Origin of the sequence: Sphingobium sp. V4 (genome assembly GCF_029590555.1) — a bacterium.
Taxonomy (GTDB): Bacteria; Pseudomonadota; Alphaproteobacteria; order Sphingomonadales; family Sphingomonadaceae; genus Sphingobium.
Genome location: NZ_CP081001.1, coordinates 1,591,840 through 1,617,453 on the forward strand (window position 1 = coordinate 1,591,840; position 25,614 = coordinate 1,617,453).

Here is a 25,614-nt window from a genome sequence, read left to right on the forward strand (position 1 = left end):
CCGCCGAAGCAGGGAGAGGCGGATGCAGGCGTCAGGCCGGGACGCTGGCGAGCGCAGCCTTGACCGCGTCGAGCGCAGCCTGCGCCTTGTCGCCATCGGGGCCACCACCCTGCGCCATGTCGGGGCGGCCGCCGCCGCCCTTCCCGCCCAGCGCTTCCACGCCCGCGCGGACGAGATCGACGGCGCTGACCTGCCCCTTGAGGTCGTCGGTCACGCCCACCGCGATGGTGGCGCGGCCTTCCACCACGGCGAGCACGGCCGATACGCCGCTGCCCAGCGTCGCCTTGTTCTGATCGACGATGCCGCGCAGTTCCTTGGGGTCGAGCCCGTCGATGACCTGGCCGAGAAAGTCGATGCTGCCGACCTTCTCCGGACCGGCCGCCTGGGCGGACCCGCCGCCACCGAGCGCCAGCGCCTTCTTCGCGTCGGCGAGGTCGCGTTCCAGCTTGCGGCTCTGTTCGACCAGCGCGGCGATGCGCGCGGGCACGTCTTCGGGCGTGGTCTTGAGCGCGGCAGCGGTCTGGCGCAGCTTCTCGTCGCGCTCGCTCAGCCACAGGCGCGCGGCCTCGCCGGTCAGTGCCTCGATCCGGCGGACGCCCGAGGAGACGGCGCTTTCCGAGACGATCTTGAACAGGGCGATGTCCCCGGTCGCGCGGACATGGGTGCCGCCGCACAGTTCGACCGAATAGCTTTGTTCGTCGCCCCCAACGCCCGGACGCCCCATGGACAGGACGCGGACCTCGTCGCCATATTTCTCGCCGAACAGCGCCATGGCGCCGGCCGCGATGGCGTCATCGGGCGTCATGAGGCGGGTCGTGACCTCTTCATTGTGACGAATTTGCGCGTTCACATCGGCCTCGATCGCGGCGATCTGCGCCGGGGTGAGGGCTTCGGGGTGCGAGAAGTCGAAGCGCAGGCGATCGGGCGCGACCAGGCTGCCCTTCTGCGTGACATGCGCGCCCAGTTCCTTGCGGAGAGCGGCGTGCATCAGATGGGTGGCGCTGTGATTGGCGCGGACGCGATCGCGACGCTCCACATCCACGACCAGGTGGACGGTGTCGCCGATCTTGACGCTGCCCGCCTCGATCGTCGCGCGATGGGCGTGGAGTCGACCGAGCGGCTTGGACGTATCCTCGACCTTCGCGGACAGGCCGGCTTGCGACGTGATGACGCCCGCGTCGCCCATCTGGCCGCCGCTTTCGCCATAGAAAGGCGTCTGGTTGGTGACGATGGTGACGGTGTCGCCAGCGCTCGCGCTGTCGAAGTTCACACCGTCCTTGACGATCGCCAGCACCTCGCCCTCGCCCTCGGTCGAGGAATAGCCGATGAACTCGGTATTGCCGGCCTTTTCAGCGATGTCGAACCAGATTTCGTCCGACGCCTTTTCGCCCGATCCCTTCCAGGCGGCGCGCGCGGCGGCCTTCTGTTCGGCCATGGCGCTGTCGAAACCGGCGCGATCGACGGTCAGGCCGCGCGAGCGCAGCGCGTCCTCGGTCAGGTCATAGGGGAAGCCATAGGTGTCGTAGAGCTTGAACGCGGTCTCGCCGGGCAGCGTGCCGCCTTCGCCAAGGTCGCCGGTCGCTTCGTCGAGCAGACGCAGGCCGTTTTCCAGCGTCTTGCGGAAACGGGTTTCCTCGCGCAGCAGGGTTTCCTCGATCAGCGGCTGGGCGCGGACCAGTTCGGGATAGGCGCCGCCCATTTCGGAGACGAGGCTCGAAACCAGACGATACATCAGCGGGTCTTTCGCCCCGATGATATGGGCGTGCCGCATGGCGCGGCGCATGATCCGGCGCAGGACATAGCCACGGCCTTCGTTCGCAGGCAGCACGCCGTCCGCGATCAGGAAGCTGGTCGAACGCAAATGGTCGGCGATGACGCGATGGCTGGCCTTGTGCTCGCCGTCGGTCGCGGTCTTGCTGAGCGCGCCGCTCTCGGCGATCAGCGCCTTGAACGTGTCGGTATCATAATTGTCGTGAACGCCCTGAAGCACGGCGGCGATGCGCTCCAGCCCCATGCCGGTGTCGATCGAGGGCTTGGGCAGTTCGCTGACGATCTCGTTCGCTTCCTGCTCATATTGCATGAAGACGAGGTTCCATATCTCGACGAACCGGTCGCCATCCTCTTCCGGGCTACCCGGAGGGCCGCCCCAGATATGGTCGCCATGGTCGTAGAAGATTTCCGAGCAGGGACCGCAGGGGCCGCTGTCGCCCATCGCCCAGAAATTATCCTTGGTCGGGATGCGGATGATGCGCTCTTCGGGCAGGCCGGCGATCTTCTTCCACAGGTCGAACGCCTCGTCGTCCGTGTGATAGACGGTCGCGGTCAGCTTGTCGGCGGGCAGCCCCCATTCCTTGGTCAGCAGGGTCCAGGCATGGGTGATCGCCTGTTCCTTGAAATAGTCGCCGAAGCTGAAATTCCCCAGCATTTCAAAGAAGGTATGATGGCGCGCGGTATAGCCGACATTGTCGAGATCATTATGCTTGCCACCGGCGCGGACCGACTTCTGGCTCGACGTCGCGGTCTTGTAAGGGCGCGTTTCCAGACCCGTAAAGACATTCTTGAACGGCACCATGCCCGCATTCACGAACATCAAAGTCGGGTCGTTGTGCGGCACCAGCGGGGCGGACGGAACGATGGTGTGGCCGTTGGCCCCGAAATAGTCGAGGAAGGAGCGGCGAATGTCGTTGGTCGAGGTCATGCGCGCGATTTAGTGGGAAGCGGCCCGCCGCACAAGCGGGGGATTTGGTCGCGGTGCAACATCACTCTTCAGATTAGTTGTAGCGTGACCTCCACACCATAGTCATGTCGCGCATCGGCGAACATGGTTGCCGCCTGCGCCAAAAAATCGGACATCTCGGCCGGCAGGCGGTCGATATTTCTTATCGTCACACAAAAGGGCGGCTCGACGGCGTTAATGTCACCCAACAGGCTGTCGTATAGCGCGTCTAAATTAAGGCCATGCCAGTCGGGTGCTCCCAGTTTTGGCAACAAGGCCAGATAGAAGTCCAATGGCTTTGTCCAGCCGCACGCATCGAGTTCAATCAACCTCATCTTACCATGTTTATCCGATGGGCTCTTCAATCGACACCGGCGGTTTCGAGAACCATGCCGGTCCCTGCGGGGTCATGTGGAAACAATCCTCCATGCGGACGCCCATCACGCCTGGCAGATAGAGACCCGGTTCGTTGGAAAAGCACATGCCGACGTCCAGCTTCGTGGCTTCGCCATGGACGAGGTTGACCGGCTCATGCCCCTCCATGCCGATGCCGTGGCCGGTGCGGTGGGACAGACCGGGGAGCGCATAGCCGGGGCCGTAGCCCTGTGTTTCGTACCAGCGGCGCACGGCATCATCGACTGATCCCGCCGGGACGCCCAGCCTTGCCGCCTCGATGGCGATCATCTGGCCCTGCGACACGTCGTTCCAGACCTTGCGCTGCTGCGCGGTGGGCGCGGCGCCATGGACGAAGGTACGGCTGATGTCGGACTGATAATCCTCGACCGTGCAGCCGCAGTCCATCAGCACGACCTCGCCCGCGCGCACCGCCTGCGGCTTGCCCGATCCATGCGGATAGGCGGCGGCTTCGCCGAGCAGGATCAGGTTGAATTCGACTTTGCCGCCCAGTTGCTTCGTCGCGGCGCTCATCAGCGCACCGATGTCGGCGGGGGTCATGCCGGGCTTCACCTGCGGGTAGGTCCAGCGATAGGCGGCCATGGTGACGTCGGCGGCAGCCTGCATAAGCGCGATTTCGGCGGCGGTCTTGCGCATACGGATCGCGCGGGTGACGGGGTCTTTCACCAAAGTCGCGGCAGGCAACGCGGCGTGCAGGCCATCGACCGCGAAATAGCGGACGGTTTCCTCGATGCCGATGCGGCCCTTCACCAAACCCTTTGCGGTCAGGAAGTCGGCGATCGGGGCATAGGGACTTTCATGCTCCTGCCAGACGCGCACCTCGGCCGGGATAGCGAGCGATTCGTCGATCGACGGTTTCTCGAAAAAGGGGCAGACGATGAGCGGCGCACCGCTGGCCGGGATAACGGCGGCGGTCAGACGTTCGCTGCGGTGCCAGCGGATGCCGCTATAATAAATGAGGCTGGCACCCGGTTCGATCAACAGCGCGTCGATGCCCGCCGCCTGCATCGCCGTTTGCGCGCGGGCGAGTCGGTCTGCGCGCTCGGCCTTGCCGATCGGGGCGACAGCGCCAGTGAGGGATTTCAGCGCCTCGGTGGCTTTTTCCTGCGCGAAGAGACGCGGGGCGACGAGCGACGTGGCGATCCCGGCGGCGGCATAGCGCAGCAAGGTGCGGCGGTCAGGCGTAGGCATATGCGCCTCCGGTCTTGAGGGCGGCCTGATAGGCGGGTCGGGCGTGCATCTCGTCCAGCCAGCGGATGATGTTAGGGCGCGATTCGCTCAGGCCGCCACGCGCGCGGGACGCCTCCAGCGGGAAGCTCATCATCATGTCGGCGGCGGTGAAGGCGTCACCCGCGAAATAGGGGCGCGACGCCAGTTCGGTTTCGAGCCAGTCGAGATGATCGTCCAGCATCTTCTGCACCGTGGGCCGCGCGGGGCGACCGAGCAGGCCGAGCTTGCCGATGATGAGCAGCGCCAGCAGCGGCGGCATCATCGATCCTTCGGCATAGTGCATATATTGGCGGTAGCGGATCGCGCTTTCCGTATCGGCAGGCGGGCCGAAGCGGTTGCCGGCGCGGGCGACCAGATGCTCCATGATCGCGCCGGTTTCGATCAGGCGATGGCCGTCCACCTCCACCACCGGGGAGCGACCGAGCGCGTGGATGGCGCGCAATTCTGCGGGCGCGCGCATCGTCTTGGCGTCGCGTTCGTAGCGGCGGACTTGATAGGGTTCGCCCAGTTCCTCCAGCAGCCAGAGGATGCGTTGCGACCGGCTGTTGTTCAAATGATGGACGATGATCGTCATGGCGGCTCCCTTGCTGCGCGCCGGTCAGGGCGTAACGCAGCATGGAAGGGTTGCCAAGTTCAAGCCAGGCCCCGTCATCCCCGCGCAGGCGGGAATCCTTCTCCCGACCTCGCGCAGGAGGATGGCTTTGGAGATGGATCCCCGCCTGAGCCGGGATGAACGTGCTTATTTTCAGGCGTCGACCAATGCCCCTTGCGCCTTCTGCTTCGCGCGGAAGGCGTGGAGGAGGGGTTCGGTGTAGCCGCTGGGCTGCTCGACGCCCTCGAACACCAAGGCACGGGCGGCCTGATAGGCGAGGCTCTCCCCTTCCCGGCCGCTCATCGGCTGGTAGAGCGGATCGCCTTCATTCTGGGCGTCGACCTTGGCGGCCATGCGGGCCAGCGCGGCGTCGACCTGATCGGGCGTGCAGATGCCGTGCAGCAGCCAGTTGGCCATATGCTGCGAGGAGATGCGCAAGGTCGCGCGGTCCTCCATCAGGCCGATGTCGTGGATGTCGGGCACCTTGGAGCAGCCGACGCCCTGGTCGACCCAGCGGACGACATAACCCAATATGCCCTGCGCATTGTTGTCCAGTTCCTGCGCGATTTCCTCCTCGGAGAAGTTGCGGCCGACCGCGACCGGGATGGTCAGCAGCTTGTCGAGCGGCGCGACACCCTCCGCCGTGCGCTCCGCCTGACGGGCGAAAACGTCGATGCGGTGATAATGGGTCGCGTGCAGCGTCGCGGCGGTGGGCGAAGGCACCCAGGCGGTGTTGGCGCCGCTCCGGGGGTGGCCGACCTTCTGCTCCAGCATGTCGGCCATGCGATCGGGCGCGGCCCACATGCCCTTGCCGATCTGCGCCCGGCCCGACAGGCCGCAGGCGAGGCCGATCTGGACGTTGCGATCTTCATAGGCGGCGATCCAGTCGCTCGTCTTCATCTCGCCCTTGGGGATCATCGGCCCGGCCTGCATCGACGTGTGCATCTCGTCCCCGGTGCGGTCGAGGAAACCCGTGTTGATGAAGACGATGCGGTCGCGGACGGCATGGATGCAGGCGGCGAGATTGGCCGAGGTGCGGCGTTCTTCGTCCATGACGCCGACCTTGATCGTGTGGCGGGCGAGGCCCAGCATGTCCTCGATCGCGTCGAACAGGCGGTTGGTGAAGGCGGCTTCCTCCGGCCCGTGCATCTTGGGCTTGACGATATAGACGCTGCCCGCGCGGCTGTTGCCGCCGTCGCGCGCCAGATCATGCATGGCGATCAGGCTGGTGACGATGCCGTCCAATATGCCTTCGGGCGCTTCGTCGCCATCGGGCAGACGGATGGCCGGGTTGGTCATCAGATGCCCGACATTGCGGACGAACAACAGGCTGCGGCCCGGCAGGGTGAAGCTGCCGCCGTCCGGCGCGGCGTAGGCGCGGTCGGGGTTGAGGGCGCGGGTCATCATCCTGCCACCCTTCTCGAACGTGTCGGTCAGGTCGCCCTGCATCAGGCCCAGCCAGTTGGCGTAGGCCGCGACCTTGTCCTGCGCATCGACGGCCGCGACCGAGTCTTCAAGGTCACAGATGGCGGTCAGGGCGGATTCGAGGATGACGTCGGCGATGCCCGCCGGGTCGGTCGCACCGATCGGGTGGGTAGGATCGAAGACGACTTCGATATGCAGGCCGTTATGACGGAACAGCTTGCCCTTGGCGCTGGTGCCCACGAACTGCAACGGATCGGCGAGGATGATGTCGTCGCTCGACAGGTCAGCCCAACTGCCGGTCGCCAGCGGGATCGCATCGTCGAGGAAGACCTTGGCCCAGGCGATGACCTGTGCGCCGCGGGCGGCGTCATAACCATTTCCCGCCGCCGCGCCGGGAATGGCGTCGGTGCCGTAGAGCGCGTCATAGAGGCTGCCCCAGCGCGCATTGGCGGCGTTCAGCAGGAAGCGGGCGTTGAGGATGGGGACGACCAGCTGCGGCCCGGCCATGCGGGCGACTTCATCGTCGACATTCTCGCTGCCAATGGTGAAGGGCGCGGGTTCAGGGACGAGATAGCCGATCCCACGCAGGAAGGCCTGATAGGCCTGGCCGTCATGCGGCTGACCCTTGCGCTGTTCGTGCCAGCTGTCGATCTGCGCCTGAAGCGTATCGCGCTTGCGTAGCAGGGCCGCGTTTTCGGGAGCGAAGCGGGCGAAGATGGCGGCGGCGCCGGCCCAGAAGGCGTCGGGCGCGATGCCAGTACCGGGTAGCGCGCGGCTGTCGATGAAATCGGCCAATTGCTCGGCGACCTGGAGGCCGGCTTTGTCGATCATGCGGTCGGTCATCATCTTCTCCTGCACATTTCCTGTTCGTCGTTCCCGCCTGCGCAGGGACGACGATAATGCTGGAAAGTGTTTACGCGATTCCTATTATGTCGTGTAGACGCTATTATGCGAATACAGTCATTCCTATGGTGAACGAATATGATGGATCCCGACCATGAATTGTTCGTGAGCATAGTGGACGAGGGCGGGCTGGCCGCAGCCGGGCGGCGGCTGCATATATCGCCAGCCATGATGTCCAAGCGGCTGGCGCGGCTGGAGGAGCGGCTGGGCGCGAAGCTCGTCCATCGCACCACGCGGCGGCTGGCGCTGACGCCGGCGGGCGAGCGGCTCCATACCGACCTGCGTGGCATATTGGCGGCGCTGGAAGAGGCCGAGCGGCGGGTGTCGGGCGCGTCGGCGGTGGCGAGCGGGCCGCTGCGCATCACGGCGCCGACCTCCTTCGGGCGGATGCATCTCGCCCCCTACCTCCAGCGCTTCATCGACGCGCATCCCAAGGTTGAACTCAGCATCGACCTGTCGGACGATTTCGCCGACCTGATCGAAAGCCGCGCGGACCTCGCCATCCGCATCACCGCCGATCCGGGGCCGGGGCTGACAGCGAAAAGGCTGGCGACCAACCGGCGCATCCTGTGCGCCGCGCCCGCCTATCTGGAGCGGTTCGGCGTGCCGGAGACGATCGCGGACCTGAAGGAGCATCGCCTGCTGGCAGCGGAAGGCCAGATGCCCTGGCGGCTCGTCGGGCCGAAGGGGCCGGTCCCCGTCGAGGGACGCAGCCATGTCCGCACCAACAGCAGCGAACTGGTGCGCGAACTCGCGCTGGCCGGCGGCGGCATCGCGCTGCGATCGCTCTGGGACATCAGCGACGCGCTGGCTCGATGCGCCGTGCGGCAGATATTGCCGGCTTATGAGGGGTCGAGCGATGTAGGCCTGTTCGCGGTGACGCTGCCGCAGGCCAATCCGCCCCGCGCCATCACGGCCTTCGTCGAATTTCTTGTCGGACTATATGCCCCGACGCCACCCTGGGAGCTATCGGCGGTTGCCCTAGCGAAACGCAGTCATTAAGGCGCATCGCATGGACGATAACACCCGCCGCGCCGCCCTCGACTATCACCGCTATCCGCAGCCCGGTAAGCTCCGCATCGAGCCGACCAAGCGCATGGTCAACCAGCGCGACCTGGCGCTGGCCTATTCGCCCGGCGTCGCCGCGCCCTGCGTCGAGATCGCCGCCGATCCCGACAAGGCGATGGACTATACCGCGCGCGGCAACCTGGTCGCCGTCATCTCCAACGGCACGGCAGTGCTCGGCCTGGGCGCGATCGGCGCGCTGGCGTCCAAGCCGGTGATGGAGGGCAAGGCCGTCCTCTTCAAGAAATTCGCGGATATCGACGTGTTCGACATCGAGGTCGATACCACCGACCCCGACAAGTTCGTCGAGGCCGTCGCGCTGCTGGAGCCGACCTTCGGCGGGATCAACCTGGAAGACATCAAGGCGCCCGAATGTTTCGCGATCGAGGCGCGGCTGAAGGAACGGATGAATATTCCGGTCTTTCATGACGACCAGCATGGCACCGCCATCGTCGTGGCCGCCGCCGTGCGCAACGCACTGGTGTTGCAGGGCAAGACGCTGGCCGACGCGAAGCTGGTGACGTCTGGCGCGGGTGCCGCTGCGCTCGCCTGCGTCGACCTGCTGGTATCGATGGGCCTGCCGGTCGAGAATGTCACCATGACCGACAAGGACGGCGTCATCCATGCTGGCCGCGAGGGCATGTTGCCCAACATGGCGCGCTATGCCCGCACCACCAATGCGCGCACCCTGCCCGACGTGCTCCCGGGCGCGAACCTGTTTCTGGGTCTGTCCGCGCCGGGCGTACTGAAGCCCGAATGGCTGCCGCTGATGGCGCCCAACCCGCTGATCTTCGCACTGGCCAACCCGGAGCCGGAAATCCGCCCGGAGGCTGCCCGCGAAGTGCGCCCGGACGCGATCATCGCCACCGGCCGGTCCGACTATCCCAACCAGGTCAACAACGTCCTGTGCTTCCCCTATATCTTCCGCGGCGCGCTGGACGTCGGCGCGACGCAGATCAACGAGGCGATGAAGGTCGCCGCCGCCGACGCCATCGCCGGCCTCGCCCGCAAGCCCGCTCATGACAGCGTGGCGCAGGCCTATGGCGGTCGCAAGCTGGTGTTCGGCGCAGACTATATCATCCCGACCCCCTTTGATCCGCGCCTGATCGGCGAGATCGCCGTCGCGGTCGCCAAGGCGGCGATGGACAGCGGCGTCGCGAAGAAGACGCTGGACCTGGACGAATATAAGCGCAGCCTGGCGCGCCAGAGCACCCGATCGGGCCAGTTGATGCTGCCCGTGTTCGAGGCGGCGCGCGGCAGCGCCTGCCGCATCGCCTATGGCGAGGGGGAGGATGAACGCGTATTGCGCGCGATACGCGACGCGCTGGACGAAGGCATCGTCCGTCCGACCATCATCGCGCGCCGCCGCATTCTGGCGCAGAAGCTGCCGGAAATGGGGCTGAACCTCGACCTCGACAATGATGTCGAGGTGATCGATCCCGAAACCGATCATCTGGTGATGGGCGAACTGGTCGAGGCCTATCGCGCGGTCGCTTCGCGCCGTGGCGTGCCGGCCGACGAGATTTTGCGCCATGTTTACCGCCGCCCGACCATCACCGCCGCCCTGCTGCTGCGCACCGGGCGGGTCGATGCCGCGCTGGTCGGCGGCCGATCCGAATATTGGGGCCAGGTCGAACATGTGCTGCGGATCATCGACCGGGTGCCCGGCCACAGCCGCGTTTACGCATTGTCGGGACTGATCCTGGACGCGGGCGCGCTCTTCATCACCGACACCCATATGGTGCCGGACCCGACGCCCGAGCAGATCGCGGAAATGACGCTGGCGGCTTCGGCCGAATTGCAGCATTTCGGCCTTGCGCCGCGCGCGGCATTGCTGTCGCATTCCAATTTTGGCGCATCGCACACCGACAGCGCGCGCAAGATGCGCCGGGCGCTGAAGCTGGTCCGCGAGGCTGCGCCGGAACTGGCGGTGGATGGCGAGATGCATGCCGATGCGGCCCTGAGCCAGGCGTTGCGCGAGCGGTTGATCCCCGATTCCCGCTTCGAGGGACCGGCCAACCTGCTGGTCATGCCCAATCTGGACGCGGCGAACATCACGCTGACCGCCCTGTCGGCCGCCTCCAGCTCGCCCACGGTCGGGCCGATGCTGATGGGCCTGACGAAGCCGATCCATGTGCTGACGCCCGGCGTAACGTCGCGCGGCATCCTGAACCTGACCGCGATCGCGGCGGCGGAAGTGGCGCGGGAAGGCTGAACTTAACCTTTCGCCGCTACGCTGCCGCCTGAACGGAGGCATGAGGAACGTAATGGCGGGTTTGTTGAAAAGCGTTGTGGCCAGGCTGGCGCCCAAGCTGGCGGTCGCGCTGCTGCTGGGCGGTGGCGCGCTGCTGACGATGCAGTGGATCGACCGGCCGGCGGCAAGCGATGCAACCCCGGCTGAACTCGCCGCCGAGAAAACCGCGCCAGCCCCCCCTCCGACCAAGCCTGCCGAACGGCGCAGCGACCAGCCGATGCACGTCGATCCCCGCGCGCTGGCGGTGAAGCGCGTGCTGCGGATCGACGGCCCGTTCCGCCATGGCGACTATGTCTGGGACGAGAAAGGCGCACCGGCCACAGGGCCGGTGGTCATCACCGTGGACCTGAAGGCCGAAACGCTGTCGGTGTTCCGCGCCGGCTACGAGATCGGGGCGGCGGTCATCCTCTATGGCGCGACCGACAAGCCAAGCCCACAGGGCGCCTTCCCGATCACGCAAAAGGACGCCGACCATGTGTCCAACCTCTATGACGCGCCCATGCCCTATGCGCAGCGGCTGACCAGCGACGGCGTCTTCATCCACGGCAGCGACGTCGAATATGGGCGCGGCACTCATGGCTGCATCGGCGTGCCGGTCGCGTTCGCGAAAAAGCTGTTCGGCGTGACGAAACTGGGCGACATCGTCGTCATCACCAATGGCAAGATGCTGGACGTGAGCAAGGCGCAGATTGGCGGTTGACGTCAAGAGGCCGAAGCGGTGCATCTGCCCGTCCCTTTCCTCCGGCCCGACGAGTCGCACGATGACCTCCCCTGCCTCCGATCCTGCCGCGCCCGGCCACCCGCTCGACCATCCGGTCTGGCACAGCCTGAGGTCCGGCTGGTCCGCGCTGGCGGAAGGCGACGCGCTGGCGATGCGCCTGCACACGGAACACGGGCCCTTTGCCGCGACGGCAGGCCAGGAACTCGCGGCCCTGCGCCCGCTGATCCCGGCGGACGGCGAATTATGGCTGGTCGGCCGGGACGCAGCGGCGACGGCGCCGCCGGACATCCATGTCGCGCGGACCGCGCTGCTGGCGCAGATGGTCGCGCCGCGCGTGACCGCCGCGACCACCACCCTGCCCGACTGGGTCGTGCTGGGCGAGGAGGATGCGTCGACCATGCTGGAGCTGGCGCTGCTGACCAAGCCCGGCCCCTTTCGCCCCCTCACCCACCGCCTCGGCCGCTTCATCGGCGTGCGGGAGGGCGGCCGGCTGGTCGCGATGGCCGGCGAACGGATGCGGATGCCGGGCTTCACCGAAGTCAGCGGGGTCTGCACCCATCCCGACTGGCGCGGACGCGGCCTGGCCGGCGCCCTGATGCGGGTGGTGATGCAGGCGATGCTGGATCGTGGCGAAACGCCCTTCCTTCATGCCTATGCCGCGCATGACCGGACGATCGCGCTTTACCGGACCCTGGGCTTCGAGGTGCGCGCGCAGCTGCCGATGATGGTCGTGACGCACCCGCCCGCGAACTGAGAGCGAGCGGCCGGATGCCAGCACATCCCCCCTCACCCGGCTTCGGCCAGGCAGCAAGCTGAGAAGCCTGCGCATCCCTCTCCCTCAAGGGACAGGGGTTGATGGGCCTCAAACACGGCCTGCCGCACTCACGCACGAAAGAGGCCGGCGGATCGCTCCGCCGGCCTCGTTCTTATCCCATGGGGCATGAGACCCCAGCCTGCGCTGGGGTGACGCTTCGCGTCAGAAGTCCATGCCGCCCATGCCGCCCATGCCGCCCGGCATCGCCGGGGCCGACGACTTGTCTTCCGGCAGCTCGGCGATCGAGGCTTCGGTGGTGATCAGCAGACCGGCAACCGAGGCAGCGTTCTGGAGCGCGGTACGCACGACCTTGGTCGGGTCGATGACGCCAGCGGCGACCAGGTTTTCATAGGTGTCGGTCGCAGCGTTGAAGCCGAACGAGGTGTCGTCCTGATCCAGCAGCTTGCCCGACACGACAGCGCCGTCCTGACCGGCGTTGGCGGCGATCTGGCGCACCAGCGAGGTCAGCGACTTGCGGACGATGTCGATGCCGCGGGTCTGGTCGTCGTTCGAGCCCTTGAGGCCTTCCAGAGCCTTGGTGGCGTACAGCAGGGCCGTACCGCCGCCGGGGACGATGCCTTCCTCGACAGCCGCGCGGGTCGCGTGGAGAGCGTCGTCGACGCGGTCCTTGCGCTCCTTGACTTCGACTTCGGTCGCGCCGCCAACCTTGATGACGGCTACGCCGCCAGCCAGCTTCGCCAGACGCTCCTGGAGCTTCTCGCGGTCATAGTCCGAAGTCGTGACTTCGATCTGCGCACGGATCTGCTCGGTGCGGCCCTTGATCGACTCATGGTCGCCAGCGCCGTCGACAATGACGGTGTTGTCCTTGTCGATGGTGACGCGCTTGGCGGTGCCGAGCATCGCGAGCGTGACGTTTTCGAGCTTGATGCCGAGGTCTTCGGAGATGACTTCGCCCTTGGTGAGGACGGCGATGTCTTCCAGCATGGCCTTGCGACGGTCGCCGAAGCCGGGCGCCTTAACTGCCGCGACCTTCAGGCCGCCGCGCAGCTTGTTGACGACCAGGGTCGCCAGCGCTTCGCCTTCAATGTCTTCCGCGATGATGAGCAGCGGACGACCCGACTGCACCACGGCTTCGAGGATCGGCAGGATCGACTGGAGGTTCGACAGCTTCTTCTCGTGGATCAGGATGTACGGGTCAGCAAGCTCGACCGCCATCTTTTCCGGGTTGGTGATGAAGTAGGGCGACAGATAGCCGCGGTCGAACTGCATACCTTCGACGACGTCCAGCTCGAATTCGAGACCCTTGGCCTCTTCGACGGTGATGACGCCTTCCTTGCCGACCTTTTCCATGGCTTCGGCGATCTTCTCGCCGACTTCACGGTCGCCATTGGCCGAGATGATGCCGACCTGGGCGACTTCGTTCGAACCCGAAACCGGCTTCGAGCGCGACTTGATGTCATCGACGACCTTGGTGACGGCGAGGTCGATGCCGCGCTTCAGGTCCATCGGGTTCATGCCGGCGGCAACCGACTTCATGCCTTCGCGCACGATCGCCTGGGCGAGAACGGTCGCGGTGGTGGTGCCGTCACCAGCGATGTCGTTGGTCTTCGAAGCGACTTCGCGGACCATCTGGGCGCCCATATTCTCGAACTTGTCCTTCAGTTCGATTTCCTTGGCGACCGAAACACCGTCCTTGGTGATGCGGGGCGCGCCGAAGCTCTTGTCGATGACGACGTTGCGGCCCTTGGGGCCGAGCGTCACCTTGACCGCGTCGGCCAGGATGTCGACGCCGCGCAGGATGCGCTCACGAGCGTCACGCGAAAACTTTACGTCCTTCGCTGCCATGATCTTTCACCTTCTTTGAGAATTGCAAAATATGCGAAGTTCACACCGTTGCAGGTGTCGGAATTCCGCGAAAAAATCAGATTTCTGCCCGGTTCGCAGCTTAGCCAATGAGGCCAAGTCCGCTGGCGTTAGCCAACAATACCGAGAATGTCCGATTCCTTCATGATGAGCAGGTCTTCGCCATCGACCTTGACTTCGGTGCCCGACCATTTGCCGAACAACACGCGATCGCCAGCCTTGACGTCCAGCGGCGTCACCTTGCCGTCTTCGGCCTTGCTGCCGGTGCCGACGGAGACGATTTCGCCTTCCTGCGGCTTTTCCTTGGCGGTGTCGGGGATGATGATGCCACCGGCGGTCTTCTCTTCCGCTTCCACGCGGCGGACGAGAACACGGTCGTGCAACGGACGAAATGCCATGTTGATTGCCTTTCCCTAGCGTCTTGGGATCAGATGGGCGAGAAGGACGCCGGGTTCATGCCCCGAAATGCCTTTTTCACCCTTCCTTCTCCCGATGAACTCTTCGTTGTTAGCACTCCCTGATGAAGAGTGCTAGCGGCGTGAATATGGAAAAGTCGTTTCTCGGGTCAAGGGTGGAATCGCAGAAAAATTTTCCACCCCTGTCTGTGGCCGTTCGCCGCGCTCCATAGCTCCGCGCGCGACGCGGGTCACGAGGTCCGCGACGGGATGGGCGGATATTGCGGCTGTTCCGGATTCCCCCGATCTGGAGTATCATCGCAGACAGGGCGCGGCAGCGTGCAAGACGCCCGTAAGGCCGGCATTCGGCGGGAGAGGATAATGAGCTACGCGACGATCCTTGTGGCCGTGGACATCGACAATCCGGCGCTGGCCCACGCCGCCATGGCCAGCGCGGCGGAGGTTGCCGGAGCACAGGGGCTGGTCCACATCCTCTATGTGCGCCATCATCTGCCGACCCGCTATTCCGCCCTGCTCGCCAGCGATTTCGACGAACGCGAGGGCGCTGAAGCGCGTGCCCACATGAAGGCATGGGCGGATGAGACGCGACTCGATCCGGCGCGGACCCGGTTCGTCACCCATCGCGGGCGGGTGCGCGACGAAGTGCTGAACGAGGCGGAAAGCTGCAAGGCCGACCTTATCATCCTCGCCTCGCACCAGCCCTCGCTCGTGTCCCGCCTGCTCGGCTCCAATGCGTCGGCCATCGTCCACCAGTCGCCGATCAGCGTTCTGGTGGTGCGGGTCGGCGAGAAATAATCACGCGGCGGCGGGCGACACTCGGTTGCGGGCGGCAAGGCCGCTTCCTACCTGCGGGCGAGAACGCAATTTCGGAGCCACGCCCGCATGACCGACAGCTATACCCCGCCCAAAGTCTGGACCTGGGACAAGGAGAGTGGCGGCGCCTTCGCCAATATCAATCGCCCGATCGCCGGGCCGACCCATGACAAGGCGCTGCCGGTGGGCAAGCATCCCTTCCAGCTCTATTCGCTCGCCACACCCAACGGGCAGAAGGTGACGATCCTGCTGGAGGAATTGCTGGAGGCGGGTATCACCGCGGCGGAATATGACGCCTGGCTGATCCGCATCGGCGAGGGCGACCAGTTTTCTAGCGGCTTTGTCGAGGTCAATCCCAACAGCAAGATCCCGGCGTTGATGGACCATAGCACGTCCCCGCCCCAGCGCGTGTTCGAATCCGGCGCGATCCTGCTCTATCTGGCCGAGAAGTTCGGCAGGTTCCTGCCGACCGACCCGGCCGGGCGCACCGCGGCGCTGAGCTGGCTGTTCTGGCAGATGGGCAGCGCGCCGCTGCTGGGGGGCGGCTTTGGCCATTTCTTCGCCTATGCGCCCGAAAAATACGAATATCCGATCAACCGCTATGCGATGGAGGTGAAGCGGCAACTGGACGTACTCGACCGCCATCTGGCGGAGAATGCGTATATGGCCGGGAGCGAATATTCGATCGCCGACATCGCCATCTGGCCCTGGTATGGCGGGTTGGTGCTGAACCGGGCCTATGAAGCGGCAGAGTTCCTGGACGCGCGGAGCTACGGCAATGTGCTGCGCTGGGCCGAGCAGATCGACGCCCGCCCGGCGGTGAAGCGCGGCCGCATGGTCAACAAGGCGAACGGGCCGCTGGAGGAACAACTGCGCGAACGCCATGACGCCGGCGATTTCGAGACTAAGACCCAGGACAAGCTGGAGGGGGCGCAGTAAGCGTTGCGCATCTGGCGGAGGGTCGCTTCAGGTGAGGACTTGGAGCGGCCATTTTTGGACACATCCACATCCGTTGGCGCTGAGCCTGTCGAAGTCCCATTTTCTCTTTCAAGCCTTGCGTCTGGAAGAAGAAGTGAAGCCCTTCGACAAGCTCAGGGCGAACGGGAGTCGGAAAACCGGAACGTCGCCTAGCTACGCCGCCCTCAATAGCCCACAGTGAACCGCGCGCGGCTGTGCCGGGGCGTCTCGATTTCGTCCGCCATGGCGATGGCATAGTCGGCATAGGAGATGCTGCTGTTGCCGTCGGCGTCGACCAGCAGTTCGTCCCGACCGAGGCGAAAATGTCCGGTGCGGTCGCCGACGAAGAAATAGGCCGAGGGCGAGAGGAAGGTCCAGTCGATGTCGTCCACCCCGCGCAGATAGTCTAGAAAGGCCGCGCCCTTGCCGGCTTCGGCCCGGTAGGCATCGGGGAAGTCCGGGGTGGTGATGAGCGCGACGCCCGGCGCCACCTCCAGGCTGCCGGCGCCACCGACCGCCAGATAGCGCGGCACGCCCGCTGCCCGCACCACGCCGACCAGCGAAGCGGGATCGGTGTCGGAGAACATCACCGCGCTGACCACCACGTCATGGCCGCGAATCGCTTCGGCGAGCGCGGCGGGATGATTGACGTCGCCCGCGATCGCGGTGACGCCTTCGGCCTCGACGGCGTTTTCGGGATGGCGCGAAAGGGCGGTCACCCGATGCCCGCGCCGCGCCAGTTCCGTGCTGATTTCCCGGCCCGCACGGCCGCTGCCGCCGATGATCGCTACCTTCATGGCTGATATCCTGTATGGTTACTGATGGAAACCAGATAGCGATCAGGCTATCAGGGCGACAAGAAGGCACTTTGCCGTCACCTGGTTACGCCAAGGATACCGACATGACCGATCCCCAGCCGCTTCGCGTGGGCGACGCCTATGATCCCGACTGTCCGACGCGCCAGATCCTCGACAGGATCGGCGACAAATGGGCGGTGCTGGTGCTGCTGAGCCTGAAAGACGGGCCGGTGCGGTTCAACGATCTGCGGCGGCGGATCGGCGCAATCTCGCAGAAGATGCTGTCGCAGACGCTGAAAAGCCTGGAGCGCGACGGGTTGGTCAGCCGGGCCGCCTTCCCCACCGTGCCGGTGACGGTGGAATATGCGTTGACGCCGCTGGCCGGCGGGCTGATCGGCATATTGGACCAGATCACCCGCTGGGCCGAGGCCCATGTGGGCGCCATCATGGCGTCACGGCGGGCGCATGACGGAGAGGGGGCGCTGGCGGCCTGAATCCGCTTGATCCCGCCACGACGCGCCGCCATGATCGGCGCACGGGGCAAGGCAATCCCCCGTTCAGGCGTTCCCCGCCCAAGCATTGCGGCGAAAAGGGCGTTGTCGCCCAGGGGGAACGTGCGTGTCGCATCCAAGTTTTTCGGACCTTGTCCATGTTTTCGGCAAGATCGGCTTTCTGAGCTTCGGCGGGCCGGCGGGTCAGATCGCGCTGATGCATCGCGAACTGGTGGAGGAGCGGCGCTGGGTGGAGGAAGGTCCGTTCCTGCGCGCACTCAATGTCTGCCACCTGCTGCCGGGACCGGAAGCGCAACAGCTGGCGACCTGGATCGGATGGCGGCTGCATGGGACGAAGGGCGGGCTGGCGGCCGGGTTGCTGTTCGTGCTGCCCGGCGCGGCGGTGATGATGGGGCTGGCGATCCTCTACGGCTATGCCGCCGACCTGAAGCCGGTGGCGGCGCTGTTCCTAGGGATCAAGGCGGCGGTGCTGGCGATCGTGACTCAGGCGTTGATCCGCATCGGCCGGCGGGCGCTCGACACCGGTTTCAAGCGGGTGCTGGCGGTCGCCGCCTTCCTGGCGCTGTTCTTCTTCGCCCTGCCCTTTCCGATCGTCGTGCTGGGCGCGGGCGCGCTGGGCTTCGTGCTGGCGCGGTGGCGACCGGCATGGCTGAAGGCGCACGGCGCGGCGCCGGAAAGTGCGCCGGCGGGGCCCCGGCCCTGGGCGCAGACGGCGCGGACCATCCTGCTCTGGCTGCTGATCTGGGCCGCGCCGATGGCCGCGATCCTGCTGCTGCTGGGGCCGGACCATGTGCTGTGGAGGATCGGCGCCTTCTTCTCGCAACTGGCGGTCGTCACCTTTGGCGGCGCCTATGCGGTGCTGGCCTATATGGCGCAGGAGGCGGTGCAACAGATGCACTGGCTGTCGGCAGGCGAGATGACCGATGGCCTCGGCCTCGCCGAAACCACGCCGGGGCCACTGATCCTGGTGACGCAGTTCGTCGGCTTCCTGGGCGCCTTCCGCGCGCCCGAGCCATTTTCGCCGCTGATCGCCGGGATATTGGGTGGACTGGTCACGCTCTGGGTCACGTTCGCGCCCTGTTTCCTGTGGATTTTCAGCTTCGCGCCGTGGATGGAGCGGCTGGAACATGCGCCGCGGTTGCAAGGCGCGCTGGCCGCTCTGACGGCGGCGGTCGTGGGCGTGATCGCGAACCTGACCCTGTGGTTCGCGCTGCATGTGCTGTTCACGCGGCTTGAGACGATACGGGCGGCGGGGATGACGCTGCTGCTGCCCGATCCGGCGAGCCTGGACTGGCGCATCGCCCTGATCGCCATGGGCGCGGCGGTGATGATCTTCCGGTTTAAGCAGGGCGTGATGACCACGCTTGCGGTGGCGGCGGTGGCGGGGCTGGCGCTGTCCTACCCGCTCTGACCACGCACGAACATATTGCAACAGCGTAACTTTGTTACAAAGCACTGGACGAGCGGCGTCGGCGGAGTAAGACAAGAGCCTGAAAAATCAGCAGCCAGACAAAATCAGGGAGTCGCCGCCATGGATCGCCGTTCCTTTCTTTCCACCGCTGGCGCCGCCGCGCTCGCCACCGCCGCGCCGCGCGGATTTGCGCAGGTCGCGGGCAACGACGATGCGCGGCTGTCCGCCACCTTCGCCGCAATCTTCGAACGCGCGCTCGACCTGTCGCCGGGGATGGTGACGAGCCTGGGCCTCGACAAGGGCGCGCGCGCCGGGGCGAAGAGCCTGCTCGATGACAACAGCAAGTCGGGCATGATGAAGAAGCTGGCGGCGACGCAGGCGGCGATCCAGGAATTGCAGGGCTATGAGGCGGCCAGCCTGTCCGACGCGCAGCGGTTGAACCTGGAGGTCATCCTTTATTCGCTGGGCCAGCAGACGGTCGCGCCGGCGACATTCGGCCTCAACAGCGTGCAGCGGCCCTATCGCATCTTCCAGCAGGGCGGCAGCTATTTCCAGACGCCCGATTTCCTCAATACCGCCCATACCATCAACGCGGCGGCGGACTGCGACGCCTATGTCGCGCGGCTCGACGCCTTCGCCCGCAACCTGCGGACCGACACGGCGCTCCAGCGGGACGAAGCGGCGCGCGGCTATCTGGCGCCGGCCTGGTCGCTGGACCTGACGTTGGGGCAACTGAAAAAGCTGCGCGGGCAGCCGGCGGCCGCATGTTCGATGGTCCAGTCGCTGGTGAAGCGCGCGGCGGCCAAGGGCATCGCGGGCGACTGGCAGGGGCAGGCGAGCGCGATCGTGGAGCGGGCGATCTACCCCGCGCTGGACGAACAGATCGCGGCGATCGCGGCCCTCACGGACAGGACGGCGGCGGGTGATGGCGTATGGCGCACCCCACGCGGAGACGAAATCTATGCCGCCGCGCTCAGCCAGGCGACGACCACCGATCTCAGCGCCGAGCAGATCCACGCCATGGGGCTGGAGCAGGTCGCCGACATCAGCGCGCAGTTGGACAGCATTCTGAAGGGCGCGGGACGGAACAGCGGCACGATCGGGGAGCGGCTGGCGGCGCTCAATGTCGATCCGACGCAGCTCTATGCCGACAGCGCGGAGGGGCGCGCCGCCCTGCTGGCGCAGCTGAACCGCGATCTCGACGCAATGAAGGCCAAGCTTCCCAATGCCTTCTCCACGATTCCTGATACTGTGCTGGAAATTCGTGCGGTGCCCATCGAGATTCAGGATGGCGCGTCCAACGGCTATTATAACCGCGCGGCGCTGGATGGATCGCGACCGGCCATCTACTTCATCAATCTCAAGGATGTCGGCGACTGGCCGAAATATGGCCTGCCCGCGCTCACCTATCATGAGGGCGTGCCGGGCCATCATCTGCAAATCTCGACCGCGCAGAATGCGGGCGACGTGCCGATGCTGCGCAAGACCGCGTTCATGAGCGCCTATACCGAGGGCTGGGCGCTCTATGCCGAGCAACTGGCCGACGAACTGGGCGGCTATGCGACGCCGCTCGACCGGGCGGGTTATCTCCAGTCCTTTCTGTTCCGCGCGGCGCGGCTTGTCGTCGATACCGGCATCCATGCGAAGAAGTGGAGCCGCGAACAGGCGACCGACTATATGGTGGAGAAGACCGGCTTCGCCCGGCCCCGCTGCCAGCGCGAGGTCGAACGCTATTGCACCCAACCGGGGCAGGCGACCAGCTACAAGGTCGGCCATGGCGTGTGGAGCAAGGCTCGCAAGGCGGCAGAGGCGGAGCTGGGCGATGCCTTCGATATCAAGCAGTTCCACGCCATTCTTGAGGAAGGCGCTATGCCGCTGTCGATGCTGGAGAAGCGGGTAGCGGCGCGGGCCAAGGCGGCCAAAGCCCAATAATCTTTTTCGTCATCCCGCCGAGGCGGGAATCCCTCTCCCTGACATCGAACCTGGTTCAAGGTCCGGAGAAGGGTTCCCGCCTGGAGCTGTTTGCGATCCTGGTGGATCGGATCAACCGCTCCACTGGTTTTATGCGATTGACGACTCATCAGAAGATTCCATCTGATGGGAAATCGCTCTGGGCGGGAATGACGACGATGATTGTTGTCTCAGCTCATTCGTAGCTCAGATCCTCATAGCTGTCCTCGGCCAGATCGGAGAAGCGGGTGATCTTGGCGTCGAACTTCATGCGGATACGGCCGGTGGAACCGTGGCGCTGCTTGGCGACGATGACTTCCGCCTTGCCGTAGATGCGCTCCATATTTTCTTTCCACGCGGCGTAGGCGGCCTCGTCGTCGGGCTTGGGTTCCTTGGCGGCCTCGTAATAATCCTCGCGGAACACGAACCAGACCATGTCCGCGTCCTGCTCGATCGAGCCGGATTCGCGCAGGTCGGACAGTTGCGGCCTTTTGTCCTCGCGCTGTTCCACCGCGCGGCTGAGCTGCGACAGGGCCAGCACCGGGACATGAAGTTCCTTCGCCAAGGTCTTCAAACCACGAGAAATTTCCGAAATTTCATTGACGCGATTCTCGTTCCCCCGCCCGGTTCCCTGGAGTAGCTGGAGATAGTCGACGACGATGAAGCCGATGTCGTGGCGGCGCTTGAGGCGGCGCGCGCGGGTGCGCAGCGCCGCGATGGTGAGGCCGGGCGTATCGTCGATGAAGAGCGGCAGTTCCTGTAGCTCCCGCGCGGCGCGGGACAGATTCTGGAAATCGGCGCGGCTGATCTTGCCCATGCGCAGCGCTTCCCCGGAAATGCCGGACTGTTCGGCGAGAACGCGGGTCGCCAGCTGATCCGCCGACATTTCGAGCGAGAAGAAGGCGGTCTTGGCACCCATATTCTTTTCCGCCGGGATGCCGTCGGCATTGTCCCGCAGCCAGCGCGACGCCGCATTATAGGCGATGTTGGTCGCCAGCGAGGTCTTGCCCATGCCCGGACGTCCCGCCAGGATCATGAGGTCCGAATTGTGCAGGCCGCCGATCTTGGCGTTGAGGCTGTTGATCCCGGTGGTGATGCCCGACACATGGCCGCCGCTGTTGAGCGCGCGCTCGGCCACCTGCACGGCGGCGGTGGATGCGGTGAGGAAACTTTTGACCGATCCCGTCTCGCCCTCACCCTCCGACACCTTGTAGAGAGCGACTTCGGCCGCCTCGATCTGCTCGCGGGGATTGACATCCTCGCTGGTGTCCATTGCATTTTCAACAAGTTCTCGGCCGACGCTGACAAGCTGGCGCAGCAACGCCAGGTCGTAGATCTGGCTGGCGAAGTCGCGCGCGCCGATCAGCGCCGCGCCATTGCCGGTCAGTTGCGCCAGATAGGCCGCCCCGCCAAGTTCCCGGAGCGCCGGATCCTGTTCCAGCATGGGCTTGAGCGTCACCGGGTTGGCGACCATGTCCTTGTCCAGCAGGCGCATGATCGCGTCGTAGATGCGGCCGTGCAGCGGCTCGAAAAAATGTTCGGCCTTGAGCCTGAGCTGCACATCCTCGGCAATGCGGTTGTCGATCATGATCGCGCCCAGCAGCGCGGCCTCCGCCTCGACATTGCGCGGCAGTTCGGTTCCGCCCGTTTCGGCGGGATTCAATTTCAGCAGTTCGACCATGCGCCCTCTTTCCTCTCCCGACACGCGCCGCGCAAGGGCAATATCCGAAAGCATCTGTGGATAAGTCCCGCTTGCATTTCGGCGCGCGCCGCCGCACTGACAGTGCGCTTGCATATGGCTGATCCGCGCATCATAGACATCCAGCTCGACCAGCGCACGATCCTGTGGCGCAATGCCGACGTGGAGCAGGAACGGCGCATCGCGATCTTCGACCTGCTGGAGGATAATCATTTCGCGCCCCAGCGCGTTCATGACGACGGCTATGCCGGTCCCTACAAGGTGATGCTGCGGGTCGAGGAAGGTCGGCTGGTGATCGAGATCAACCGGGAAGACGACAGCCCGCTGGAGGCGATCATCCTGGGGCTGGGCCGGTTCCGCCGCCCGATCCGCGACTATTTCGCGATCTGCGACAGCTATTATCAGGCGATCAGCAATGCGTCGCCCCAGCAGATCGAGACGGTCGACATGGCCCGCCGCGCCATCCACAATGATGCGGCGGAGGTCCTGAAGGAGCGGCTGGAAGGCAAGATCGACGTGGATTTCGACACGGCGCGGCGCCTTTTCACGCTGATCTGCGTGCTGCATATCAAGGGGTAGAAAGATCAGGGTTGTGACTTTGGGGGGCCTGCTGTTCCGGATCGGGGCGGGACTGGCGGTGGTCGCGGCGCTGGCTCTGGCGCTGTGGCTCCATGCGCGCGCCTGGGCCCCTGACCGCGAGCAATATCCGGTGCAAGGCGTCACCATCAGCGCCGACAATGGCGTGGTCGACTGGGGCACGCTGGCCGCGCAGGGAACGGATTTCGCCTATGTGCGCGCGGTGGATGGCGCCGGCCGGCGCGACCCCGCCTTCGCCGCCAACTGGCGCGCCGCGCGCGCGGCGGGGATGCGCTATGGAGCGTTCATCGATTTGAGCCTGTGCCGCCGGCCGAGCGACCAGGCGACCGGCTTCATGACCACGGTGCCGCGCGACAACGCCGCGCTGCCCCCGGTCATCCGACTTGCGTTCCAGCCGGGATGCAGGGCGCGGCCGCGGCGCGACCAGCTGCTGTCGGACCTCAACACGCTTATCAACCTGGTGGAGGGCCAGGCGGGAAGGCCCGCCCTGCTCAACCTGACCGAGGATTTCGACAAGGCCTATGATGTCGGGTCGGGCATCAACCGGACGCTGTGGCTGGACGGCAATTTCTTCCCGCCCGATTATGCCTCCAAGCCCTGGGTGATGTGGACAGCCAGCGACATGCGGCATATCGACGGCGTCGATGGTCCGGTCCGATGGAATGTGGTGGCGCCGTGATGAGTGAAACAGACGATATCCAGATGCTGATCGCCGCCGCGCGCGGGGCGATGGCGAACGCCCATGCGCCCTATAGCCGCTTCGCCGTGGGCGCGGCGGTGCGGCTGACCGACGGCAGCATCGTCACCGGGTGCAATTTCGAGAATGCGAGCTACGGCCTGTCGCTCTGCGCCGAGACGGTGGCGCTGGCGAGCGTCAATGCGCAGGGGCGTTTTGGCGACGTAGCCGCGATCGCAGTCGTGGGCGGGGCAATGGATGGTCCGCAGGACGCGCTCGTCACCCCGTGCGGGCGATGCCGCCAGATCATGAACGAGGCCGAGCAGATGGCCGGCCGCACCCTGGCCGTCTATTGCGCCACGCCCGGCGGCGAACGGGTGCTCGACCTTCGCGTCGCCGACCTTCTTCCCCATGCCTTCGGTCCGGCGGACCTGGGCATCGGCCCCATCAAAAAGAGCTGAGACATCATGGCCATTCTTTCCGACAAGTGGATTCGCGAACAGGCGCTGAGGACCGGCATGATCGAGCCGTTCGTGGAGAGCCAGAAGCGCGACGGCTGCATCAGCTATGGCCTGTCCTCCTATGGCTATGACGCGCGGGTCGCGGACGAGTTCAAGATCTTCACCAATGTCGACAGCGCGGTGGTGGACCCCAAGGATTTCGCGGCCAACAGCTTCGTTGACCGCAAGACCGACTGCTGCATCATCCCGCCCAACAGCTTCGCCCTGGCCCGCACGGTCGAATATTTCCGCGTGCCGCGCGACGTGCTGGTGATCTGCCTGGGCAAATCCACCTATGCGCGGTGCGGCATCATCGTGAACGTGACGCCGCTGGAGCCGGGCTGGGAAGGCCATGTCACGCTGGAGTTTTCCAACACGACGCCGCTGCCCGCCAAGATCTACGCGAACGAGGGCGCCTGCCAGTTCCTGTTCCTCCAGGGCAACGAACCGTGCGAGGTCAGCTATGCCGATCGCGCCGGCAAATATATGGGCCAGCAGGGGGTGACACTGCCCCGCCTGTAGGCGACACTGGGTCCATGAGCTTCTGGCGCATCGGAAAACAGCGGCACGCCGAACCTGATGATCGCCCGCCGCCGAGCATAGGCGAGGATGGGCGCTGCTATGCGATCGGCGACATCCATGGGCGACTGGACCTGCTGGAGCAGTTGTTGCGGCTGATCGCCGCCGACTGCCTGACGCGGGAACCGATGGCTTCGCGCCTGCTATTCCTGGGCGACCTGGTCGATCGCGGCCCCTCATCGCGCGCGGTGGTCGATCGTGTCATGGGGCTGGTCGACCGGGAGGATGCGATCTGCCTGAAGGGCAATCATGAGGAATTGTTCGTCGCGGCCGCTTATGGCGACGAACGCGTCGTTCCGACCTTCCGCCGGGCGGGCGGCGCGCAGGCACTGGCCAGCTACGGCCTGACGCCACGCCAGTTCGAAACGATGGAGGACGCCGCCATCGTCGCGTGGATGCAGGCCCATGTTCCGCGCGCCCATGTCGATTTTCTGGATGGCTGCCCGAACAGTATCGAGTGGGGCGACTATCTCTTCGTCCATGCGGGCATCCGTCCCGGCATAGCGATCGACGATCAGGACCCGGTCGACCTGCGCTGGATCCGACGGGACTTTCTGGACCACGACCGCGCCCACCCCAAGATGGTCGTCCATGGCCACAGCATCACCCCGGACGTCGACCTGCGCACCAACCGGATCGGCGTCGACACCGGCGCCTATTTTTCGGGAAGATTGACCGCCATCGGCCTGGAACGGACCGACCGCTGGTTCCTCCAGACCGGAAGCTGAAGACGCGCGGCGGTCCGCCAA

The 25,614-nt window shown here is 65.5% G+C and carries 23 protein-coding genes; 14 read left to right on the top strand and 9 right to left on the bottom strand.

The window, feature by feature from the left end:
* Positions 1-31: 31 nt before the first annotated feature.
* The 5 genes from alaS to K3M67_RS08070 form a co-directional block, all read right to left on the bottom strand.
* Complete coding sequence (alaS, locus tag K3M67_RS08050) at positions 32-2,698, bottom strand: alanine--tRNA ligase (RefSeq protein WP_285832869.1); 2,667 nt, start codon at positions 2,696-2,698, stop codon at positions 32-34.
* A 68-nt stretch (positions 2,699-2,766) separates the two neighbouring features.
* A complete protein-coding gene (locus K3M67_RS08055) occupies positions 2,767-3,051 on the bottom strand; it encodes a barstar family protein (protein WP_285832870.1) in 285 nt (94 codons plus the stop codon).
* A 10-nt stretch (positions 3,052-3,061) separates the two neighbouring features.
* On the bottom strand, positions 3,062-4,321 hold the full coding sequence (locus tag K3M67_RS08060; RefSeq protein ID WP_285832871.1) for a M24 family metallopeptidase: 1,260 nt from the start codon (positions 4,319-4,321) through the stop codon (positions 3,062-3,064).
* Positions 4,308-4,934, bottom strand: a complete 627-nt coding sequence (locus K3M67_RS08065) for a glutathione S-transferase family protein (RefSeq protein ID WP_066859154.1) — start codon at positions 4,932-4,934, stop codon at positions 4,308-4,310. The genes K3M67_RS08060 and K3M67_RS08065 overlap by 14 nt, the downstream gene beginning before the upstream one ends.
* Before the next feature lie 171 nt (positions 4,935-5,105).
* Positions 5,106-7,220 (bottom strand): malate synthase G, encoded by a 2,115-nt coding sequence (locus K3M67_RS08070; RefSeq protein WP_285832872.1) that lies wholly within the window; start codon positions 7,218-7,220, stop codon positions 5,106-5,108.
* 138 nt (positions 7,221-7,358) lie between these two features.
* On the opposite strand from K3M67_RS08070, the gene K3M67_RS08075 reads away from it, so the two are divergent.
* The 4 genes from K3M67_RS08075 to K3M67_RS08090 all read left to right on the top strand — a co-directional run bounded on the left by K3M67_RS08075 (position 7,359) and on the right by K3M67_RS08090 (position 12,074).
* Positions 7,359-8,282, top strand: a complete 924-nt coding sequence (locus K3M67_RS08075; protein ID WP_066859153.1) for a LysR family transcriptional regulator — start codon at positions 7,359-7,361, stop codon at positions 8,280-8,282.
* A gap of 10 nt (positions 8,283-8,292) precedes the next feature.
* Positions 8,293-10,560, top strand: a complete 2,268-nt coding sequence (locus tag K3M67_RS08080) for an NADP-dependent malic enzyme (protein WP_066859152.1) — start codon at positions 8,293-8,295, stop codon at positions 10,558-10,560.
* A gap of 52 nt (positions 10,561-10,612) precedes the next feature.
* Complete coding sequence (locus K3M67_RS08085) at positions 10,613-11,299, top strand: L,D-transpeptidase family protein (RefSeq protein ID WP_066859151.1); 687 nt, start codon at positions 10,613-10,615, stop codon at positions 11,297-11,299.
* A gap of 61 nt (positions 11,300-11,360) precedes the next feature.
* Positions 11,361-12,074 (top strand): GNAT family N-acetyltransferase, encoded by a 714-nt coding sequence (locus K3M67_RS08090; RefSeq protein WP_066859150.1) that lies wholly within the window; start codon positions 11,361-11,363, stop codon positions 12,072-12,074.
* A gap of 222 nt (positions 12,075-12,296) precedes the next feature.
* On the opposite strand, the gene groL is transcribed toward K3M67_RS08090, so the two are convergent.
* Positions 12,297-13,940 carry a chaperonin GroEL gene (gene groL / locus K3M67_RS08095; RefSeq protein ID WP_066859149.1) on the bottom strand — a complete coding sequence of 548 codons (1,644 nt, stop codon included), beginning with the start codon at positions 13,938-13,940 and terminating at the stop codon, positions 12,297-12,299.
* 128 nt (positions 13,941-14,068) lie between these two features.
* Positions 14,069-14,356 carry a co-chaperone GroES gene (gene groES, locus K3M67_RS08100; protein ID WP_066859148.1) on the bottom strand — a complete coding sequence of 96 codons (288 nt, stop codon included), beginning with the start codon at positions 14,354-14,356 and terminating at the stop codon, positions 14,069-14,071.
* Between the two features lie 378 nt (positions 14,357-14,734).
* Between groES and K3M67_RS08105 the strand changes: the two genes are divergently transcribed.
* Positions 14,735-15,169 carry a universal stress protein gene (locus K3M67_RS08105; RefSeq protein WP_285831235.1) on the top strand — a complete coding sequence of 145 codons (435 nt, stop codon included), beginning with the start codon at positions 14,735-14,737 and terminating at the stop codon, positions 15,167-15,169.
* An 87-nt stretch (positions 15,170-15,256) separates the two neighbouring features.
* Positions 15,257-16,126, top strand: a complete 870-nt coding sequence (yghU, locus tag K3M67_RS08110) for a glutathione-dependent disulfide-bond oxidoreductase (RefSeq protein ID WP_285831236.1) — start codon at positions 15,257-15,259, stop codon at positions 16,124-16,126.
* A gap of 203 nt (positions 16,127-16,329) precedes the next feature.
* Here yghU and K3M67_RS08115 read toward each other — a convergent pair whose 3' ends face one another.
* Positions 16,330-16,941, bottom strand: coding sequence for an NAD(P)-dependent oxidoreductase (locus K3M67_RS08115; RefSeq protein WP_285831237.1), 612 nt, complete (start codon positions 16,939-16,941; stop codon positions 16,330-16,332).
* Between the two features lie 104 nt (positions 16,942-17,045).
* Here K3M67_RS08115 and K3M67_RS08120 point away from each other — a divergent pair, with 104 nt between their 5' ends.
* The 3 genes from K3M67_RS08120 to K3M67_RS08130 all read left to right on the top strand — a co-directional run bounded on the left by K3M67_RS08120 (position 17,046) and on the right by K3M67_RS08130 (position 20,796).
* On the top strand, positions 17,046-17,435 hold the full coding sequence (locus K3M67_RS08120) for a winged helix-turn-helix transcriptional regulator (protein ID WP_066859145.1): 390 nt from the start codon (positions 17,046-17,048) through the stop codon (positions 17,433-17,435).
* A 124-nt stretch (positions 17,436-17,559) separates the two neighbouring features.
* Entirely contained in the window at positions 17,560-18,864 is a 1,305-nt protein-coding gene (gene chrA, locus K3M67_RS08125) for a chromate efflux transporter (protein ID WP_285831238.1), read from the top strand.
* Positions 18,865-18,984: 120 nt separating this feature from the next.
* Complete coding sequence (locus K3M67_RS08130; RefSeq protein ID WP_285831239.1) at positions 18,985-20,796, top strand: DUF885 domain-containing protein; 1,812 nt, start codon at positions 18,985-18,987, stop codon at positions 20,794-20,796.
* Positions 20,797-21,010: 214 nt separating this feature from the next.
* Here K3M67_RS08130 and K3M67_RS08135 read toward each other — a convergent pair whose 3' ends face one another.
* The gene (locus K3M67_RS08135) at positions 21,011-22,495 is read right to left on the bottom strand and encodes a replicative DNA helicase (protein ID WP_066859143.1); all 1,485 of its coding nucleotides are present in this window, start codon (positions 22,493-22,495) and stop codon (positions 21,011-21,013) included.
* A gap of 114 nt (positions 22,496-22,609) precedes the next feature.
* Between K3M67_RS08135 and K3M67_RS08140 the strand changes: the two genes are divergently transcribed.
* Genes K3M67_RS08140 through K3M67_RS08160 form a run of 5 tightly spaced genes read left to right on the top strand, consistent with a single transcriptional unit; the run spans position 22,610 to position 25,593 of the window.
* Positions 22,610-23,092, top strand: a complete 483-nt coding sequence (locus K3M67_RS08140; RefSeq protein ID WP_066859142.1) for a UPF0262 family protein — start codon at positions 22,610-22,612, stop codon at positions 23,090-23,092.
* Positions 23,093-23,105: 13 nt separating this feature from the next.
* Entirely contained in the window at positions 23,106-23,789 is a 684-nt protein-coding gene (locus K3M67_RS08145; protein ID WP_443018155.1) for a GH25 family lysozyme, read from the top strand.
* Positions 23,789-24,247, top strand: a complete 459-nt coding sequence (locus tag K3M67_RS08150) for a cytidine deaminase (protein WP_285831240.1) — start codon at positions 23,789-23,791, stop codon at positions 24,245-24,247. The genes K3M67_RS08145 and K3M67_RS08150 overlap by 1 nt, the downstream gene beginning before the upstream one ends.
* A 6-nt stretch (positions 24,248-24,253) precedes the next feature.
* A complete protein-coding gene (dcd, locus tag K3M67_RS08155; protein WP_285831241.1) occupies positions 24,254-24,808 on the top strand; it encodes a dCTP deaminase in 555 nt (184 codons plus the stop codon).
* Positions 24,809-24,822: 14 nt separating this feature from the next.
* Positions 24,823-25,593, top strand: coding sequence for a metallophosphoesterase family protein (locus K3M67_RS08160; RefSeq protein WP_066859140.1), 771 nt, complete (start codon positions 24,823-24,825; stop codon positions 25,591-25,593).
* Positions 25,594-25,614: the final 21 nt, after the last annotated feature.